The sequence below is a fragment of the Enterococcus sp. AZ089 genome, from assembly GCF_050547225.1.
Classification (GTDB): domain Bacteria; phylum Bacillota; class Bacilli; order Lactobacillales; family Enterococcaceae; genus Enterococcus_D; species Enterococcus_D entomosocium.
Window position 1 is genome coordinate 2,034,030 of sequence record NZ_CP172954.1, and the last position, 19,437, is coordinate 2,053,466.

Here is a 19,437-nt window from a genome sequence, read left to right on the forward strand (position 1 = left end):
CACCTGCTGAAAGCAGGTGCCTATACTATAAAATCATTCGTTTTCTTTGAACCAAAAGCTATGCTCGGCTATAATTTTTCACTTCAGCAGCCATTGCATCAACAAACAGATTCAATTCTTCGACTTGGGTCTCCTTGCTGCCGTAGCGACGGATATTGACTGTCGCATCATTGACTTCTTGATCCCCAACAACAATTTGGTAAGGAATTTTTTGGGTTTGTGATGCACGGATCTTATACCCCATTTTTTCGTTGCGGTCATCCACTTCCACTCGCAGTCCTTGCGCTTGCAGGCGTTCTTTGATTTCGTAAGCATAGTCGCTGTGGGCTTCGACTGAGACCGGAATGATCGATGCTTGGATTGGTGCCAACCAAGTCGGGAATGCCCCTTTATAGACTTCTGTCAGGTAAGCCACAAAACGTTCCATCGTTGAAACGATTCCGCGGTGGATCACCACTGGACGGTGATTGTTTTCGCCATCTTCACCAACATATGTTAGATCAAACCGTTCAGGCAATAAGAAATCCAATTGGATCGTTGACAAGGTTTCTTCCATACCTAAAGCTGTTTTCACTTGGACATCTAGTTTAGGTCCGTAGAAAGCTGCTTCACCGTCAGCTTCAAAATAATCCAATTCTAATTCATCCATGGCCGCTTTTAGCATTGTTTGCGCATTTTCCCACATCGCATCGTCATCAAAATATTTGTCTTTGTTTTGTGGATCGCGATAACTTAAACGGAAACGATAGTCAGTAATATTAAAGTCTTCGTAAACGCCCACCATAAGATCCAGTGTCCGTTTGAATTCTTCTTTGATTTGATCAGGACGAACAAATGTATGACCATCATTTAAGGTCATTTCCCGAACCCGTTGCAACCCTGATAGTGCCCCTGATTTTTCATAGCGGTGCATCATTCCTAATTCAGCGATCCGAATTGGTAGTTCACGATACGAATGGATGTCATTTTTGTAAACCATCATGTGATGCGGGCAATTCATTGGTCGTAGAACCAGCATTTCGCCATCCCCCATATCCATTGGTGGGAACATGTCCTCGTGGTAATGATCCCAGTGCCCTGATGTTTTGTATAAATCCACGTTTGCCATGATTGGTGTGTAAACGTGTTGGTACCCAAGGCTAACTTCTTTATCCACGATATAACGCTCGATCGTACGACGGATCGTTGCTCCTTTTGGCAACCAGAAAGGCAAACCCGCGCCGACTTCAGGGGACAACATAAACAATTCTAATTCTTTCCCTAATTTACGATGATCGCGTTCTTTTGCTTCTTCTCGTAAACGAATAAATTCCTTCAAGTCTTTCTTATCGAAAAAGGCTGTTCCATATACCCTTTGCATCATTTGATTATCAGAACTTCCACGCCAATAGGCTCCGGCTACTGATAACAATTTGTACACTTGGATACGACCTGTCGATGGGACATGAGGGCCGCGGCATAAGTCAACAAATTCTTCTTGCTGATAGGCAGTAATCGTTTCGTCATCTGGTAATTCTGTGATCAACTCAACTTTGTATGGATCTTCAGCAAAAAGAGCCAAAGCTTCCTCTTTTGTTAATACACGTCGTTCAATTGGCAGATTTTCTTTAATGATTTTCATCATTTCTGCTTCGATTGCTGGTAGATCTTCCGCAGTTACTGGGTTTTCCCCATTGTCTGTGTCATAGTAAAAACCAGAATCAATTGCAGGTCCTACTCCAAAATGGATCGATGGATAGAGTCTGCGCATGGCTTGAGCCATTAAATGAGCTGTCGAATGACGAAGTAAACCTAAGGCGTCTTCATGATCGGGTGTCACGATCTCAATCGTTGCATCTTCTTCGATCGGACGTGAAAGATCGATCAGTTGTCCATTGACTTTTCCAGCTAAGGCTTTTTTTGCAAGACTTTTCGAGATACTTTCAGCAATCTCTTTAGTTGTTACCCCAACAGCAAATTCTTTTTTTGCGCCATCAGGAAATGTAATAAATAATGACATATGAATATCCTCCTTTGAATGATTTCAATCAATAAAAAAGTCCTAGTATCGGTTACGATACTAGGACGATCACTCGTGGTTCCACCTATTGTTCGAAAACAGAAAAAGTCTGTTTTCCTCTTCATGAGATAACGGTTCAACCGCCTCCGTTTCGACAGAGGTCTAAAAAAGTGGTCATCCTTTGGTTTTCTTCCAGGAAATTTTCAGCCAAGATTTCCCTCTCTTATCGAAGACTCTCAAACTCAGGTGTCTTTTTTATTGATCGATTATGGCTCAATTAAACCACTACCTACAAGAAAAAGCAAGAGAATTATTTCCAATCGCCATTCACAGCATAGGTTCCTTGCTTCATTTCATTGATGATGACATGGATATGCTCCTTAGGGGCACCCGTATTTTTATGGACCGCCTCAGTGATTTCTTTCATCATATTCGTCAGTTGTTCTTGCGAACGCCCTTCAACTAGTTCGACATGAATAAATGGCATACGATTTCCTCCTTTGTTTGCTTTTGATTATACACCTTTTTCAAAAAGACAAAAGCTATTCCCATGATTTCCAAAGAAAAACGTGTCTTTATTCCTCCTGATACACGACAGAAAACTTTTCACAAACGCATAGCATTTGATCGTGAAAAGACAACCCCGCTGAGGCATAAGCTCGTCGAAAAAAAGCTTCATGAACACGGCGCCAATAAGCCAAAGTGCGATCTCCTTCCCCTTCTAAAAAGGCAAACGCTGCTGTCACTTCATCAAATGGCACGATCGACACTGACTCTAAATAAAGAACAGCTCTTGGTACATCCGAACCATCTAAAAGGACACTATACGTTTCTGATTGTGGCAATGCTTCTTGCTCGATTTCATAGAGCGCAGCGGCGGAGGTCGTCGCTGTCTTTTTGCCAGCTAAAACAAGTGCTGCCAGTTCATCCGCCATTTCTGAAGTATCACCAAAGGACCAAGCATCTTCATAGGTCAGAGAAGATTGATTTCTTGGATTTGCTTTTAAAAACCGCTGCCAAAACGCTTGAATCTGACTGTCTTTTATTTTTGGTTCTCTGGTCTCATCTGCCAATTTTTTTCACTCCAATACTTCGTATATGTTTGGACATTCTCAGCTTCTTGCCAATCATAGGCCAACCCTAATTTCTCGCTGATTTTCTTTGCTTGCTTATCAAATCGTTTTTGCATCTTCAAAAGGGACTGACCGCAAGCAGTGATCGTGGAAAAATCAAGCAATGAGGTCAATTCCCGCCACTCCTTTTCCGTTAGAAACGACTGCAGGTATTTATGATTTTTCCCAGTACTCACCTGAAATTGCTGAGCATGGGCAACAAACAAATCTTCTATCCATAACAATTCTTGCCAACAAATGGTGTATAAATGATCCGTAGCATAAATTAGTTGCTTTCGAAGCAGCCCTTTCACGACATACGTGCTTACCCACCAAAATTCGTTGCAGTGTTCTTGAAAAGCGGCTTGGGTCGGGCGCTTGATCCAGTAATGCGAATGATTTGCTTGATTAGCAAAACTTAGTAATTGGTCTGGATCAAGCAGCGGCTGCAAGCCTGGTTCTTTAGCAAGACGATCGACCAGTGCAAGTGGACATAGCATGAGATCGATTCTTACTCCGTCTAAAAAATGCATCAAGTACGTAAAACACCCGCCCAAACTCGGCGGATAAATCGTGCTAGCTTCCGGTGTTTGCCTGATCATGATTGATCCAAAGGCTTCTAACCATGAAGAATCATCGACCAAAGGCTGAATATCCTCCATCACGAAGACCACGTCAAAATCCTGCAAAATATCTTTTGGCGCCTGTGGATCGGTCCGTGAACCAGATAAACCGATGGCACGTGCCCCAACACGTTTCCCAACAGACAGGATCAATTGGCGCAATTCTGCTTCTTCTCTCACCTTTTCCACCTCTATTTCGTTTCGTTTTTGAACACCTAAGCTCTTTTTATAAATATTAGCATAGTTTCTTTTTTTCCACGACATTCACAGGGAAAATATGCTATAATTTTATGTCGCAATTTTTTTAAGGAGGATCCTTCGTGAACGAACGTCAAAAAGAACAACAACATGTCAATGAAACCATTGCTCTGATCCACAGAGAACAAGCGATCCTTTCGCAGCAAAAACAAGAATTAGCCGCTAAAATGGATGATCAATTAAAAGAAATCGCCGATAAGAAAATTCGCGGAGGCGACAGTGAAGCCTTTTATGAATCAGTGATCGAGTACCAGCAGCATGAACAAGAACTGCTGATCAAGTATCAAACCGCAGAATCACAAGAAAAACGCGTCAAAACCCTAACAACGATGGCAGGCAATCCCTACTTTGCTCGAATCGATTTCAAAGAAGAGCAAGAAACCGAGACCCTCTATTTAGGGATCGCTTCTTTACGAGACAAAGAGGAAGAAACGATCGTCATTGACTGGCGCGCACCGATCGCTAATCTTTACTATGAAGGAGAACTTGGTGAAACATTCTACGAAACAGACACCGACCGTTTTACGGTAGAGCTGCTCTTAAAACGCCAGTTTAAAATTCAAAATGGTGAGATCTTATCGATGGTCGATACTTCGGAGATCATCAATGACGAATTTTTATTGGAAATCTTGGATGAGGCCTCTTCTTCTCAAATGCGTAACATCGTTTCAACGATCCAAAAAGCACAGAACCAAATTATTCGTGATACCACCAATAAATTTTTACTGATCGAAGGGATTGCTGGAAGTGGGAAAACCTCTGCTTTATTGCAACGGGTCGCCTTTTTACTTTACCGTAATCGCAAATGGCTGGACGAAAAACAAGTCTTGCTGTTTTCACCCAATCATTTGTTTTCTGACTATATATCCATGGTCCTGCCTTCATTAGGGGAAAGTGAAGTGCCCACAAGAACCTTCCACCACTTTATCCAATTGATTCTGACTGGCTATGAAGTAACAAAAGAAACCCAACAAGAAGAGAACTTTTTAAGCGGCGACGATGATGCCATTGAAAAAATCAAAAGTAGTCTTTTCTTGGTGGAAAAAATCAACCGTTATGTCCGTTCGATTGCACCGATCGGCCCCTTGTTCCGTGATCTAAAAATCCAAGGGCAAACCTATTTGACAAAAGAACAGATTCGCCGCTGGTACCAAGAAACCAATCATGAATTGCCGATTTACCAAAGAACCCAACTGCTTCAAACAAAATTATTAAAAAAAATCGGCGGCTTGGAAAAAGATGAAGCCAAAAAAGACTGGGTCAAAGAAGCGACCGAAGAGCAATTGCAACAAGTATTTGCCAACGATCCTCATCAAGAATACAGCGAAGAAAACGAACGCCGTTTGCGGAAGAAACTCAGACAGCAGATCGTCCGTAAGAAGTTCCGTTCCTTGACGCGGGGAGTGAAAAACTTTCAGTTTATCAACCAAGCCAAGCAATACTTACACTTTTTACAATCGGTTGAGTCTGCTGCAGTCAAAGAAACTGGCATCGAGGCTGCGGCTTGGCAGCAAAGTATTGCCAACATTCGCCAAGGAATGCGCCAAAGACAAATCAAACAAGAAGACGCCGTTTTGTTTTTCTTACTGATCAAACAGCTTTATCCTGTTCACGTCGAAGAAAAAGCTCGGTTTATCTTTATCGATGAAATGCAGGATTTTCCACCAGCACAAGTGGCTCTGCTGCGTCAGCTTTATCCAAAGGCTGGTATCACCCTGTGCGGCGATTTGAACCAAAAAGTTTATGGCAATGAAACGATCGTCGGAGCATTAGCAGAATTATTCCCCCACGAAAGCGTGAAACGTTATCAATTGAAAACCAGCTATCGTTCGACTAAGGAAATCACAGATTTCGCCAATCAATTTTTAGTTGGCAGTGATCAAGTGGAATTGACGGCTCGTAAAGGTGCGGTACCAACAATTGTTAAAGGAACTGAATCTGAAAATCTGGCTTTCCTAGAAACCAGTATTCGAAAGGCAGCGGAGAATCAGCGTTGGCGCACCGCGATCATTTGTAAAACCGCAAAGGATTGCCAGCAGTTATATGCCCAGCTGACAGAAACAATGCAGGAACAAGTGCAGCTGATCACCTCTGAAGAAGACTTCATGAAACGCAATGTCATGATCTTCCCGGCCTTTTTAGCAAAAGGGCTAGAGTTTGACCAAGTATTTGTCTGGACACCAGGTGCCACTTTCGCGACTGAACAAGACCAATTGATTTTTTATACAATGGCGACACGGGCGATGCATCAGTTGACCGTCCTTACCCAAGAAGAATTGCCGCTTCTAGTGAAAGCTGATCCTGCCACTTATCAGTTTCAAGAAGCATCACGGATTGACGAATAACCTAACAAAAAAACATCACTTTCGACTGATTCTCAAATGAAACCAGCCGATTGTGATGTTTTTTAGCCTTTTAATTCGCCAATAAATAAGCGGGTTTCTGGATAACGCATCCCAACGATTGTTAAAATCATCTGCAGCTCAGAAACGTGTTCCGGATCTTCTGGAACAAATAATTTTGTATGACGTCCGATACTGCCATTATCGATCAAACGATGGGTACGATTCCATTGACTAAATTCCTCGATCGTTGTAAAGCGACTAAGAGGAAAACCAGCACCGTCGAGAATTTCCGTCAATCGAAAAAGCACATAAGAACTATCGATCACCAATTCTTTTCTGTGAGGTAAAGCACGCGTTCGCTTATAATCAATAATTGCTTTTTCTGGTCGGTGTTCCAAAAGCCAATCCAACAGCATGAAGAACCCTTCCATTCGATAATCATCGATAAAGAGCCGTTCAGAGTATTCCGACATGCGAAAGACCAAAGGAATCAAGAATCGCTCTTTATAAATTAACAAGGGTGCGCGATCAACGACGACATTTAAATAACGATTCAAATAAGAAGAACCACGATAATCGCCTAGACGATACCCTTCCACCCCATACTTTTGATATTTCCGACAAAGAGCCGAGCAGTCAGAAATCGATACAGACACTTCTGCTAGCTTTTCAAAACCACTTAAGATTCGATTAAATGGCTCTAAAACGATTTTTTCTTCCATGTCTGCCCCCCTAACGAGTTGTTTGCTTATGTAGTAAATCATAACATATAAAATGTCTGGAAACCAACTGAAAAGACGATGAATATTGAAGAATTTTCAAGAGAAGTGCTTCTCGCTCTCTTGTTTTTTTCACTTGACTAAACAACGGAAGGTTGATGAAAAAAACACCAAAAACTGGCAGCCAGATCACCTCTAGGCTGCCAGTATGTCTTATTCTTCAGCGTCTGCCACATTGTGATAGACATTTTGAACATCTTCAAGATCTTCTAATACATCGATCATTTTTTCGAATTTTTCTAGATCATCGCCAGTTAAGGTTACTTCATTTTGAGGAATCATTTGCATTTCAGCAATTGAAAATTCGGTGATTCCTTTTTCTTTCAAGGCTTCCTGAATGGCATGGAAGTCACTTGGTTCACCGTGAACGATAATTTGTCCATCTTCTTCAACAACATCACGAACATCGATCTCTTTGTCCATCAAGTATTCTAAGATCTCATCGGCATCGTCACCAGCAAAGCCAAATAATGCTGTGTTATCAAACATATAAGCAACTGCCCCAGAAACACCCATATTCCCGCCGTTTTTACCAAAAGCGGCCCGAACATCGGCTGCGGTACGGTTGACGTTGTTTGTCAAAGTATCGACGATCACCATTGATCCATTTGGTCCAAATCCTTCATATCGAAGTTCTGAGTATTGTTCATCGCCAGAACCTTTGGCTTTTTCAATCGCACGGTCAATAATGTGTTTTGGCACATTGTAGGTTTTCGCACGTTCGATAACAAAGCGTAATTTTTGGTTCGCGTGAGGATCAGGATCACCCGATTTTGCTGCTGCGTAGATTTCGATTCCAAATTTTGCATAAACTCGGCTATTGTTTGCATCTTTAGCAGTTTTTTTCGCTACGATATTTGCCCATTTACGACCCATGATTTCACTTCGCTTTCTTGTTTTTAAAAATCCTTATTCATTATACTTGTCAAATGGCGTTCTGTGAAGCAATTTTCACTTATTTATCAATAAAAAGCGGAATTCTTCGAAAATTTTGTTCTGAGATTTGAGCATTCCCTTGCTGATAAATCTGGTCGATCCGCAATGACAAGCCGTAGCGCTGTGCTTCTTTCTTACCGAATTTAGCGATCAGCGGCAGGGTCAGCTCTTTTTTGACTTCTTTTAAATATTGCTGCCCTTGCTTTGTATAGCCTAAGACTCGAATAAAGGGATGTGCTTGGGCTTCCTTCATTTCAGCTTTTGTCACTTGGAACAATACATAACAAGCAAGACGCTGCAGTCTCGTTTGGGTATAGCGTTTTGTCTTTAACAACTTGATAAAATCTGCAAACGAATCCGCCGCAGTCACATATTGTTTTAGTCGATATTCTAGTCCTTCTTCCATCTGGTAAATAGCAGCTAATTTTTCGAGGGGGGCAGAAATGATCTGGTATTGAAGATACGGCCAAAAGGCTTCCCAGTCGACTGTTTTTTGCGAAAGAAATTTTTGTGTTGCTTCAGGAACAAAATCCACAACAGCTTCACCTTGTTTGAGTCCTTGACGAATGGCTGTGGCACTAGCGATCGTTGGATGCTTAAATTGTTCTGAATGATAAGAGGCCGCAATTCGTTGAATGGGAACAAGCCTCATTGGTTTTTCATAACACAACACTTCCCGTGCATACGCCATACCCAACAGATGATTCGGCTGGTCTTTTTCTGCATGGTACTCAGGATAAAGCTCACTGAGGACCATACTCATTTTTTGACTATAGGTAGCATTTTGCCTAGCTATGCGTTGAAATGCGTCATCGATCATCCGCTGATTTTCTTTTTCAAACTGAGCGAACTTTGCATAGTCAAAGGGTTGTTTCGCATCTGTACCAAAACACAAAGAATCACATTGCAGATTTTGTAAGATCCTAATCGCTCCCGCTGCAAAAAAATCAGCAGACTGGACGGCCCAAGCGGATGGCAGTTCAACGACCAAATCGACGCCATTTTGCAATGCCGCTTGGGCTCGTTGCCATTTATCGATGATTGCTGGTTCGCCACGCTGTAAAAAATTCCCACTCATCACGGCTACAATGACATCAGCGTTGGTTTCTTGCCTGGCTTTGTCCACATGGTATTGGTGGCCATGGTGAAAAGGGTTATATTCTACGACTAGTCCGCAAGCCTTCATCGACATCCCTCCTGTTTTACATAACGGTTACTTATGGCAGACAAAAAACCAGCGACGGCTTTTTTCATTTGGTTTTGTATCGATAAAATCAGCGTAGCATTCAACATTAGCAAAACCAGCATTTTCTAACATTCTTAAATAGCTTTCGAGAGGATAGGTTCTTTCTTGATGAAGCTCATCTAAGCGTTCAAACAACCCATTCTCTTGTGCAACAAAAAAGGTCAAGAAATGTTCAATGCTATGGTCTTTTTCTCCTTGATAGCTTTCCCAAAGAAAGGCAAATTCATCCGTCTGGTAATGGTAGCTATAATCAGGAAACACTTCATTGATTTGATATAAGGAATGCACATCAAATAAAAAGACGCCATCTTCTTCTAAACAACTGTAAACACCATCAAAAACTTGCTGCACACTCTGCTCGTCTTCCATGTAGCAAAGGGAGTCAGAATAGCAAGTAATAGCTTGATAGGTGCCAATATCTACGAGATCCAGCATGTCACCCGCAACAAATTGCACAGCCGCCTCTTCTTTTTCAGCCCGTTGACTAGCGATCATCAGCATCTCTTCTGAAAGATCTAACCCAGTCACATCAAACCCAGCCTTGGCAAATTCAACGGCTAACGCACCGGTTCCACAAGCCAATTCTAACAGCTGTTTTCTTTTTCCTAAATGACGACAAGAAAAATCCAGCCACTTTTTATAGAGACTGGAATCCATTACTTCGTCATAGACAAATGCGAAGGTTTCGTAAGCCATTACGCCACGACCCATTCATTAAGATCCACAAGCGGCGCATCAGACCATAATTTTTCTAGGTTGTAAAAAGCACGTTCTGAGGCACTGAATACGTGAACGATTACGTCACCTAAGTCGATCAAGACCCATTTTCCACCATCTTTTCCTTCGACACGGCGAACAGATACTTGACTTTCTTCTTCTTTATCGATGACTTCATCAATGATCGCATTGATTTGACGTTCACTATTTCCTGAACAGATCACAAAGTAATCTGCTAGCAAAGAGATTTCCCGCACATCTAATGCCATAATATCTTCGGCATGTTTTGAATCGGCGGCTTTTACAGCAATTTCTAATATTTTCTGACTATCTATGGTAATTCCCTCCTATATTTGGCTACCCAAAAATTGTAGGTTTCGATCGTTTTTGGGTAGATAACTGCTTCTGTTTCGATCAAATGAAGCAAGGTATGTTTCGTTTCGTAAGCAACAGCGGCATCTAAGTCGATCATTGCGATTTCCCTAGCCTCAACGACTCCAGGAAACGTACGCCCGGGTTCGATATAATCTGCTACATAGATGATTTTATCTAGTAGGCTCATCTTGGCAGCTCCGGTTGTGTGCAAACGGATCGCTTGTAAGATTTCTTCGTCATCGATTTCTAATTCTCGTTGAACGAAATCAGCACCGACGAGTCCATGCCAGATAGCATTGTTCCAGTTCAAGAGATCCAATTCAAATCCGTCTCTACGAATGACTAATTGAAATTCTTCATCGCTGCGTTCCTTCGCATAATCATGCGTCAAAGCAGCGATGCTGGCTTTGACCGGTGAAGCACCATATTTTTCCGCAAGGGCAACGGCCGTTTTTTCGACACCCAACACATGCTCAAAGCGCTTTTGACTCATCTGCATTTGGACCTTTTGCATCAAAAGTTCCCGTTCTGCTTGTGTGTAGTGTTCACTCTTCATCCAAGTACAACCCCTTTTCTTGAATATAGTGTAACACATTATCTGGCAATAAGTAGCGAACCGAACAACCTTGTTGCACTTTTTTACGAATTGTTGTTGAGCTGACATCCATTAGAGGAATATCGATCCAAATAATCGGGTATGGGCTATCGATCGGCACTTCCGGGCGGCGAACCCCCACAAAAGTTACCAATTCCATCAGCTCATCGATTTGATGCCATTTTGGTAAATAGTTCACCATATCCCCGCCAATGATAAAATAATAATTAGTATCTGGATTCTTAGCTGTCAATTCCCGCATCGTATCAACCGTATAACTCTTACCTTTTCGTTCCAACTCAATGGTCTCTACAGCAAATCGCGGATTATCGGCGACCGCCAACTTCAACATCGCTAAACGATGCTCAGCGGGGATTGTCTTTTTCTCATCAACATGAGGCGGTAAATACTCAGGCATGAAATAAACTTTATCCAGCCCTAATGCTTGCCCTACTTGCTCACCCATGACCAGATGTGCGTAGTGTACTGGATTAAAATTTCCACCAAGAATGCCCACTTGCTTTTTCGGTACAAGTTCTTGTGTTTGTGTCTCTAAAACCGTTTGTACCTTTCCAAATGTTTGTCCTTGCATGCCTTCTCCCTCCTAAATTGAACGAACTTTGCTTGAAATCGTTTGGTATTTTTCTTTACTAGACGGTTTGAATAAAACGATCACTCGTCCGATGATCTGAACTACTTCACAGCCGACTTTCTCCCGGATCGTTTCAGCTGCTTCGTCAGCAACCTCATCGGTATTTTGGAGCAATGAGACTTTGATCAATTCTCGTTTTTCTAGTGCTTCTTCAATTTGCGCCATCATCGCGTCATTCAAGCCGCCTTTGCCGATTTGAAAAATCGGGTTTAGATGGTGCGCTTCACTTCGTAAAAATCTTTTTTGTTTTCCTCGTAAGTCCATAATCTTCCTTCTTCCTTATACTAATGCTTTGCGTCTAAGCACATCGACACCTTTTGGCGCCCACCCGGCGATGACACATGGTTTGGTGATCGTGATCCAGCCAAGTCCAGCAAAAACGATATCGTTTTTTTCTTTGATAGAAAATTCGAAACGGACGAGTTCAGGAAAATCCGCCACTTCATCTGCTCGTGGCGGCTGCAGCAGCCCACCAACATGTTTCTCATAAAATTCATCGGCTTTACTTAATTTGGTCCGATGGATCGCTACATCATTCGCTACATAGGCAACAAACGAACTTCGTTCTCCTTGTATGAAATCAAAACGGGCAAGTCCCCCTAAGAACAAGGTTTGTTCAGGGTTCAATTGATACACTTTCGGTTTAATTTCTTTGGCTGGTGCCACGATTTTCAGATCTTTTTTACCTAAATAGTGTGCCATTTGATGACGATGAATGATTCCTGGTGTGTCGATCAAAAAGTGCCCGTCGTCCAATGGAATCTCAATTTTATCCAATGTAGTTCCAGGGAATCGCGAAGTGGTGATCAGCTCGTTGATCCCTGCTGTTTGTTTGATGATTTGATTGATCAATGTTGATTTTCCAACATTCGTCACACCAACCACATACACATCACGACCTTCACGATACGTTTCGATCGCTTGTAGCAACGCTTGGGTTTCACCCGGTTTCTTGGCACTCGTCAACAATACATCGACGGGTCTTAAACCGACTTCGTAAGCCCGTTCCTTCATCCATTGGGTCATTTTCGATTTTTTCAAAGATTTCGGTAAAATATCCACCTTGTTGCCCACTAATAAAACAGGATTATCACCAACAAAGCGGTGCAGTCCTGGGATCAATGAACCATTAAAGTCAAAAATATCGACGACATTAACGATCAAGGCGTCTTTTTCCCCGATTTCATTCAGCAAACGTAGGAAATCATCGTCTGTCAGCGCGACATCTTGGATCTCATTGTAATGACGCAAGCGGAAGCAGCGTTGACAATAGACTTCTCCTGATTCAAGTCCTTTTTCTAATGCAGATTGCGGGGTGTACCCCAATTCGTTAGGATTTGTTGTTTGAATCAATGCCCCGCAGCCGATACAGTGAATTTCTTCGATTCCTTCTGTCATATTAAATTCCTCCACGCCATTTTAACTCTGGGTTGTGTTTCAATAAATAGTTCATGATTTTTCTTTCTGCTGCTCGATTAAACTGGGTTTTCCAAGAATCCGTTGGGATCACTGGTTTCACTAGAATGCTGCGAACACCAGCACGATTGGCACCTCGTACATCCGTCATAATCTGATCGCCGATCATGACAACCTCTTCTTTTTTCAAGCCTAATTGCTGATACCCTTGTTTGATCCCTCTTGAAAAAGGTTTTAATGCGCGGTGTACGTACTTTAAACCAAAAGGCGCAACAGCCCGTGCCACGCGTTCACTATTGTTGTTTGAAACGACAATCACCGGTATGCCAGCGTTTTTCATTTCCAATAACCAGTTTTTTAATTCTTCGGTTCCATCAGGATTATTCCAAGCAATCAAGGTATTATCAAGATCGGTCAAAATCCCTTTGATCCCCTGTGCCTTTAGTTGGCTAGGGGTGATTTTATAAATCGCATCGACCATCCAAGTCGGTTTATAATTTGAAAACATAGAATCTCCTTTACTATCTGATTTCTTCGCATGTTAAAAGTCGGCGACTAGTCATCGATCCACATAGTCGATCTTTAAAAAGAAACCGTACTAGCTGTTGACAAGCAAGCAGGCAGTTTCTAAAAGGATCAGACCTCTTCAACCTGTAATTATACAATAGAATCTTTTTGAATACTAGCAAGTGCGCTAGTTTCTGCAGGTTTCTTGTAAAAGAACTGAAAAACGAAGGTGTCGAAACAACAGTTTGTTCCATCACTTCTTTAAAGTAGTCTTTTTTTCCGTCAAAAAAGCATCCTTTTACTGAAAGGATGCTTAGAAAAAGTCCAAAATTGTCATTTGCAACTGCGAGCTTCTCGCATTTTACAATACTTTACTTAAAAAATCAATGGTTCTCGGGTTTTTCGGATGATCAAAGAGCTGTTCTGGCGTTCCTTCCTCCATAATGATTCCCTGATCCATAAATAAAATCCGATCCGCGACTTCTTTCGCAAAGCCCATTTCATGAGTGACGATGACCATCGTCATTCCTTGCTGAGCCAAACGCTGCATGACGGACAATACTTCGCCAACCATTTCTGGGTCTAACGCTGAAGTCGGTTCATCAAAGAGCATCACGTCTGGTTCCATCGCCAAGGCACGTGCGATAGCGATTCGTTGCATTTGTCCACCAGAAAGACTTTGAGGATAGGCTTTTGCTTTGTCTGGTAAGCCAACATCATTTAGTAGTTGTTTTGCCAACTGATCAGCCGCCGATTTTGCTACCTTCTTGACTTTCGTCGGGGACAAAGTAATGTTTTCTAAAACCGTCATATTCGGAAAAAGATTGAAATTTTGAAAAACCATGCCCATTTTTTCCCGCATCTTATACAAATCATTCTTTGGATCGGTAATATCGGTTCCTTCAAAAAAGATTTTTCCGCTTGTCGGTACTTCTAGTAAGTTTAAACAGCGTAAGAACGTGCTTTTTCCTGAACCAGATGGTCCAATCACCACAACGACTTCTCCTTGCTCGATCGTCGTTGTGATCCCTTTTAGCACTTGATTGCTGCCAAAGGTTTTGTGTAACTCTTGAATATCTAACATCATAGCTTGTCTTCTCCTTTTAACGACGATAGCCTTTTCCTAGTTTCTTTTCCCATAAACTCAATAGTCGCGAAGTCGTAAACGTCAAGATGAAATAAATGACCGCCGCCACATAGAAAGGCGTTAATGGTTGGAAAGAACTGGTGACAACGATCTGCGCACTGTTCATCAGCTCGTAGATGCCGATCGTTGAAAGCAAAGAGGAATCCTTGATCAAAACGATAAATTCATTGCCTAGTGGCGGCAAGATGTTGCGTAGTGCTTGTGGCAATACGACATAACGCATCGTTTGAAAAGGCCGCAGCCCTAAAGAACCAGCCGCTTCTGTTTGACCGTAATCAACGGCATTGATTCCCCCTCGGACGATCTCAGCAACATATGCCCCAGAATTAAGCGAGAGCGCAATGATCCCAGGAAATAACCGCCCAAAATCAAGACTCAACACACCGATCGAGACTGTCGGCAAGGCAAACATGCCTTGCAAAAGACCAAAAGCGATCAATATCTGCACCAACATTGGTGTGCCGCGGATGACTTCAATATACGCATTAGCAAACCAGCGCAAAGGCGTCACTTTTGATAATTTCATTAGGGCAAAAATCACCCCTAGAATCGTTCCAAAGATCACGGTGATGATAGAGATCACGATGGTGATCACCACACCAGAAAGAAAATAAGGGTAATATATCGCTAAAAAGGATAAATCCATAATTGTGTCTACTCCGTTCTATCTATTGCGCCGCATTTTCGTTGGCTAGATCTGTGTTCTTTTGTACATACTCATCGATTGTACCATCTTCAATCAATTCTTTCAAAATACTGTTTAGCTCTTCTTGTAGTTCGGTACTCCCTTTGGGTAAAGCAATTGCATAAGAATCGCCTTCAGACGCTTCTAATGCTACATCAGTGATCACGAGGTCATCATTTTGTGCAACATACGATTCAGCCACCGCACTTTCAAGCACCAAACCATCGATCGATCCTTGTTTCAATTCATTGACTAGATTCGGAACTTTGGCGATGGAAACCAATTGCGAATCCGCTAATTGGTCTTGAACGATCATTTCTTGGATCGAGCCTTTTTGAGCGCCCACCTTTTTGCCAGACAAGCTTTCGATTGAATCAAATGCCGACTCATTGTTTTTATTAACAACTACTTTTTGTTCTGGTGTAAAATAGTTATCGGTGAAATCAAAAGTCTGTTTACGTTCGTCAGTTGCTGAGATGCCTGAAACAGCGATATCGGCTTTTCCTTGTTGCAAAGCAGTCAAGACAGCATTGAAATCAAGGTCCAAAATATTCACTTCGACACCAAGACGATCAGCGATCTCATTGACCATATCGATATCTGCGCCCACGATCGTATCTTTGCCATCAATCAAGGCATGAAATTCAAAGGGGGCAAAGTCAGCAGAAGTTGCCACATTCAACACACCGGCTGCTTTGATGGCTTCCAATTGATTATCCGCCGAACCGCTGGCACTAGAACTGCCAGTACTCGATGAGCTGCCATTCCCACAAGCTCCTAAAACCAAAATCCCCGTCAATACAACAAGTGCTCCAAATAATTTTTTCATTAAAAACGCTCCTCTTCAAAACAAATATTTATGCAATATAATCTTCTTATATTCAGAATATATACATAGTAGCACAGAATAATTAAATTTTAAACTAAAAACTTCGTCATTTGCACGATTTATTCAATAACACTTTTAATAAAAAAATACTAGGATACCCTCTCTCTAATCAGAGTGGATATCCTAGTTGTTAAAATCGGCGAAAACGCTGATACCTTGCCTCAAGCAATTCTTCTGTTTGCAACGTAGAAAGTTCAGCGAGTTTCGTTGAAATTGCCGCTTTCATCTGTTCCATCAATTGCTCTTTCGGTAAAAAGGCCTCTTCATGGGTTTCAGCAATCACTTTTTCAATAACGCCTAATTCAAATAGTTCTTGGGCAGTGATCTTCATTAAACCAGCAGCTTCTTTGGCCCGGCTACCCTCTTTCCATAGGATCGAAGCAAAGCCTTCGGGAGATAAAATGGCATAGATCGAATGTTCCATCATCCACACTTCATCCCCTAAAGCCAGTGCTAAAGCACCGCCGCTGCCGCCTTCACCAATGATGATTGCCAAGATCGGCACCGTTAAATCGGACATTTCCATCAAGTTACGGGCAATCGCTTCACCTTCTCCCCGTTCTTCCGCGCCAATACCACAAAACGCCCCTGCTGTATTGATCAATGTGACCACAGGTCGCTGAAATTTTTCTGCTTGCTTCATTAAGCGTAACGCTTTTCGATAGCCTTCAGGATGTGGTGAGCCAAAGTTTCTGCGTAAATTTTCAGGTAGATTACGGCCTTTTTGAATACCGATCACGGTCACTGGCTTGCCATCTAAACAAGCTATCCCGCCAACAACGGCTTCATCTTCGCCAAACAGACGGTCTCCATGAAACTCTTCAAACTCAGAAAAAATGCCTTCAAAGTAATCCAGTGCCGTCAAGCGGTCTTTGCTGCGAGCGAGTTCAACGATTTCGTGGGCTGCTCTAGTCATTGCGATTCCATCCTTTCCGCGTATGCAAAGAAATCAAATGGTAGATTTTCTCCCGCAAGTTCGTCCGTGGAACGATTTGATCGACAAAGCCATGATCTAACAGGAACTCTGCCTTTTGAAAATCTTCAGGTAGTTCCTGACGAATGGTTTGTTCAATCACACGTCGTCCAGCAAAACCGATCAATGCTTGCGGTTCTGCCAGGATGATATCCCCTTCCATCGCAAAACTAGCGGTAACGCCACCGGTGGTCGGGTCCGTTAAAACCGTTAGATAAAACAAGCCAGCTTTACTGTGGCGTTTTACTGCCGCGGAGATCTTCGCCATTTGCATCAGTGACAAAATCCCTTCTTGCATCCGAGCCCCACCCGAAGCGGTAAAAAGAACAACTGGTAGCTGTTTTTCGATCGCACGTTCAAACAAACGGGTGATTTTCTCCCCCACGACCGTTCCCATACTGCCCATGATGAAATTCGCATCCATGACACCGATTGCTAACGGCAATCCTCGAACTTTGGCTTCTCCCGTTAGAACAGCCTCATGCAAACCAGTTTTTTCTTGCATTTGTGCGACTTTATCCAGGTACCCTGGGAAATCAAGGGGATCTTTTGTGGTAACATCTGTGTCCCATTCTTCAAAACTTTTTTCATCAATCGTGATAGCGATCCGTTCCCAGGCGCTGATCCGGAAATTATACCCGCAGTGGGGACAGACTTTTTCTGCCCCCATCTCCTTCGTATAAAGCGTTCGTTTGCAACTAGGACATTTCGCCCAAAGATTATCTGGGACGACTGGTTCGTTCGTTGGCAGCTGACCTCGATTAGGATTGATGCGAATGTAGTTTTTTTTCTTAAATAAAGCCACTCAACTTCCCTCCTATTGTTCAGGTGTCCAATTTGGCAAAAATTCCTCTTGTAAAAAGGCGGTTGTATAGTCTCCCGCAATCACTTTCGGGTGACTGATCAAGTCCATTTGGAATTCTGCATTCGTAATGACACCATCGGTCACTAATTCAGCTAACGCCCGCTGCATTTTCATCAATGCTTCAAAACGGTTCTCGCCGTGAACGATCACTTTAGCGATCATGGAATCATAATAAGGCGGGATCGTATAGCCGGAATACATGGCACTGTCTACCCGTACACCCAAGCCTCCACCAGGCAGAAATAAATTGTTGATCTTGCCTGGTGACGGTGCAAAATTGAAGGCTGGATTTTCTGCATTGATCCGACATTCGATTGCCGCACCTGTCATCTTGATGTCTGCTTGTGTCAAGCCTAGCGGTTCGCCACTAGCAACTTCGAGTTGTTTTTTGACTAGATCAATGTTCGTCACCATTTCAGTGATGGGGTGTTCCACTTGGATTCGAGTGTTCATTTCCATGAAATAAAACGCCCCAGTGTCTGCCATTAAAAACTCGATCGTGCCGGCATTGCGATACCCTACCGCTTGTGCGGCACGTACCGCTGCTTCTCCTAGCTCTGCTCGTTTGCTTTCAGAAATCACCACAGAAGGAGATTCTTCCAACACTTTTTGGTTGTTGCGTTGCAGCGAGCAATCGCGTTCACCAAGGTGGATAATATTACCAAAAGAATCACCTAACACTTGCACTTCTATGTGTCGAGCAGGGTAAATGATTTTTTCAATGTACATTTCATCGTTGCCAAATGCCGCTTTCGCCTCTTGCTGTGCCGAAGCAAAATGATGTGGTAACGCTTCTTTATCGGCGACTTTCCGTATCCCTTTACCGCCACCGCCGGCTGCTGCTTTGAGCATGACCGGGTAACCAATCTCTTCAGCGATCGTTAAAGCTTCTTCCACATCAGAAATCGCGCCTTTGCTTCCGGGAATAACCGGTACTTCTGCTTCGATCATCAAGCGTCTTGCATTGATTTTGTTTCCCATTGCATCGATAGTCTCACTCTTTGGCCCAATAAAGACGATATTGCATTCCTCGCACATCGCAGCAAAACGGCTATTCTCTGAAAGAAAGCCAAAGCCGGGATGGATCGCCTCAGCCTTTGTGACGATCGCAGCGCTTAGGATCTGCTGTACATTCAAATAAGAGTCAGCTGCTTTGGCAGGTCCGATACAAATCGCTTCATCGGCAAGCTCTGTGTGCAACGCTTCTTTATCTGCTTCTGAATAAACGGCGACCGTTTGAATACCTAATTCGCGACAAGCGCGAATGATACGTACGGCGATTTCGCCACGGTTTGCGATCAATACTTTAGAAAACATG

21 protein-coding genes are annotated in these 19,437 nt (G+C 42.7%); 1 reads left to right on the forward strand and 20 read right to left on the reverse strand.

Annotated elements, in window-relative coordinates:
• Positions 1 to 58 precede the first annotated feature (58 nt).
• The 4 genes from thrS to IGJ01_RS09490 form a co-directional block, all read right to left on the reverse strand.
• Positions 59 to 1,999: a threonine--tRNA ligase gene (thrS, locus tag IGJ01_RS09475; protein ID WP_430600996.1), complete on the reverse strand. Its 1,941-nt coding sequence runs from the start codon at positions 1,997 to 1,999 to the stop codon at positions 59 to 61.
• A gap of 310 nt (positions 2,000 to 2,309) precedes the next feature.
• On the reverse strand, positions 2,310 to 2,486 hold the full coding sequence (locus IGJ01_RS09480) for a 2-hydroxymuconate tautomerase (RefSeq protein WP_005225916.1): 177 nt from the start codon (positions 2,484 to 2,486) through the stop codon (positions 2,310 to 2,312).
• 88 nt (positions 2,487 to 2,574) lie between these two features.
• Positions 2,575 to 3,072, reverse strand: a complete 498-nt coding sequence (locus IGJ01_RS09485) for an ASCH domain-containing protein (RefSeq protein WP_005235615.1) — start codon at positions 3,070 to 3,072, stop codon at positions 2,575 to 2,577.
• Positions 3,042 to 3,914 carry an aminoglycoside 6-adenylyltransferase gene (locus tag IGJ01_RS09490; protein WP_034872541.1) on the reverse strand — a complete coding sequence of 291 codons (873 nt, stop codon included), beginning with the start codon at positions 3,912 to 3,914 and terminating at the stop codon, positions 3,042 to 3,044. The genes IGJ01_RS09485 and IGJ01_RS09490 overlap by 31 nt, the downstream gene beginning before the upstream one ends.
• Before the next feature lie 140 nt (positions 3,915 to 4,054).
• Between IGJ01_RS09490 and helD the strand changes: the two genes are divergently transcribed.
• Complete coding sequence (gene helD / locus IGJ01_RS09495) at positions 4,055 to 6,337, forward strand: RNA polymerase recycling motor HelD (RefSeq protein WP_430600997.1); 2,283 nt, start codon at positions 4,055 to 4,057, stop codon at positions 6,335 to 6,337.
• A gap of 62 nt (positions 6,338 to 6,399) precedes the next feature.
• Here helD and IGJ01_RS09500 read toward each other — a convergent pair whose 3' ends face one another.
• The 16 genes from IGJ01_RS09500 to IGJ01_RS09575 all read right to left on the reverse strand — a co-directional run bounded on the left by IGJ01_RS09500 (position 6,400) and on the right by IGJ01_RS09575 (position 19,436).
• Positions 6,400 to 7,059, reverse strand: coding sequence for a hypothetical protein (locus IGJ01_RS09500; RefSeq protein WP_008378159.1), 660 nt, complete (start codon positions 7,057 to 7,059; stop codon positions 6,400 to 6,402).
• Between the two features lie 210 nt (positions 7,060 to 7,269).
• Complete coding sequence (locus tag IGJ01_RS09505; RefSeq protein ID WP_005225911.1) at positions 7,270 to 7,992, reverse strand: YebC/PmpR family DNA-binding transcriptional regulator; 723 nt, start codon at positions 7,990 to 7,992, stop codon at positions 7,270 to 7,272.
• 79 nt (positions 7,993 to 8,071) lie between these two features.
• Positions 8,072 to 9,238, reverse strand: a complete 1,167-nt coding sequence (locus IGJ01_RS09510; RefSeq protein ID WP_430600998.1) for a nucleotidyltransferase — start codon at positions 9,236 to 9,238, stop codon at positions 8,072 to 8,074.
• Positions 9,239 to 9,265: 27 nt separating this feature from the next.
• The gene (locus IGJ01_RS09515; RefSeq protein ID WP_016612181.1) at positions 9,266 to 9,994 is read right to left on the reverse strand and encodes a class I SAM-dependent DNA methyltransferase; all 729 of its coding nucleotides are present in this window, start codon (positions 9,992 to 9,994) and stop codon (positions 9,266 to 9,268) included.
• Complete coding sequence (rsfS, locus tag IGJ01_RS09520) at positions 9,994 to 10,335, reverse strand: ribosome silencing factor (protein WP_034878521.1); 342 nt, start codon at positions 10,333 to 10,335, stop codon at positions 9,994 to 9,996. The genes IGJ01_RS09515 and rsfS overlap by 1 nt, the downstream gene beginning before the upstream one ends.
• Before the next feature lie 11 nt (positions 10,336 to 10,346).
• A complete protein-coding gene (gene yqeK, locus IGJ01_RS09525; RefSeq protein WP_008378167.1) occupies positions 10,347 to 10,946 on the reverse strand; it encodes a bis(5'-nucleosyl)-tetraphosphatase (symmetrical) YqeK in 600 nt (199 codons plus the stop codon).
• A complete protein-coding gene (locus IGJ01_RS09530) occupies positions 10,936 to 11,577 on the reverse strand; it encodes a nicotinate-nucleotide adenylyltransferase (RefSeq protein ID WP_005235597.1) in 642 nt (213 codons plus the stop codon). The genes yqeK and IGJ01_RS09530 overlap by 11 nt, the downstream gene beginning before the upstream one ends.
• Positions 11,578 to 11,589: 12 nt before the next feature.
• Positions 11,590 to 11,901 carry a ribosome assembly RNA-binding protein YhbY gene (yhbY, locus tag IGJ01_RS09535; protein WP_005225905.1) on the reverse strand — a complete coding sequence of 104 codons (312 nt, stop codon included), beginning with the start codon at positions 11,899 to 11,901 and terminating at the stop codon, positions 11,590 to 11,592.
• A 15-nt stretch (positions 11,902 to 11,916) separates the two neighbouring features.
• Entirely contained in the window at positions 11,917 to 13,035 is a 1,119-nt protein-coding gene (gene yqeH, locus IGJ01_RS09540) for a ribosome biogenesis GTPase YqeH (protein ID WP_430600999.1), read from the reverse strand.
• Position 13,036: 1 nt separating this feature from the next.
• Positions 13,037 to 13,561: a YqeG family HAD IIIA-type phosphatase gene (locus IGJ01_RS09545; protein WP_008378174.1), complete on the reverse strand. Its 525-nt coding sequence runs from the start codon at positions 13,559 to 13,561 to the stop codon at positions 13,037 to 13,039.
• 360 nt (positions 13,562 to 13,921) lie between these two features.
• Positions 13,922 to 14,647, reverse strand: coding sequence for an amino acid ABC transporter ATP-binding protein (locus IGJ01_RS09550; RefSeq protein ID WP_430601000.1), 726 nt, complete (start codon positions 14,645 to 14,647; stop codon positions 13,922 to 13,924).
• A 16-nt stretch (positions 14,648 to 14,663) separates the two neighbouring features.
• Positions 14,664 to 15,353, reverse strand: a complete 690-nt coding sequence (locus tag IGJ01_RS09555) for an amino acid ABC transporter permease (RefSeq protein ID WP_005225900.1) — start codon at positions 15,351 to 15,353, stop codon at positions 14,664 to 14,666.
• A gap of 22 nt (positions 15,354 to 15,375) precedes the next feature.
• A complete protein-coding gene (locus IGJ01_RS09560) occupies positions 15,376 to 16,221 on the reverse strand; it encodes a transporter substrate-binding domain-containing protein (protein ID WP_430601001.1) in 846 nt (281 codons plus the stop codon).
• Positions 16,222 to 16,411: 190 nt separating this feature from the next.
• On the reverse strand, positions 16,412 to 17,197 hold the full coding sequence (locus tag IGJ01_RS09565) for an acetyl-CoA carboxylase carboxyl transferase subunit alpha (protein ID WP_430601002.1): 786 nt from the start codon (positions 17,195 to 17,197) through the stop codon (positions 16,412 to 16,414).
• Entirely contained in the window at positions 17,190 to 18,059 is an 870-nt protein-coding gene (accD, locus tag IGJ01_RS09570; protein ID WP_005235586.1) for an acetyl-CoA carboxylase, carboxyltransferase subunit beta, read from the reverse strand. Before accD ends, IGJ01_RS09565 begins: the two co-directional genes overlap by 8 nt.
• Before the next feature lie 12 nt (positions 18,060 to 18,071).
• Positions 18,072 to 19,436, reverse strand: coding sequence for an acetyl-CoA carboxylase biotin carboxylase subunit (locus tag IGJ01_RS09575; RefSeq protein WP_005235585.1), 1,365 nt, complete (start codon positions 19,434 to 19,436; stop codon positions 18,072 to 18,074).
• Position 19,437 lies beyond the last annotated feature (1 nt).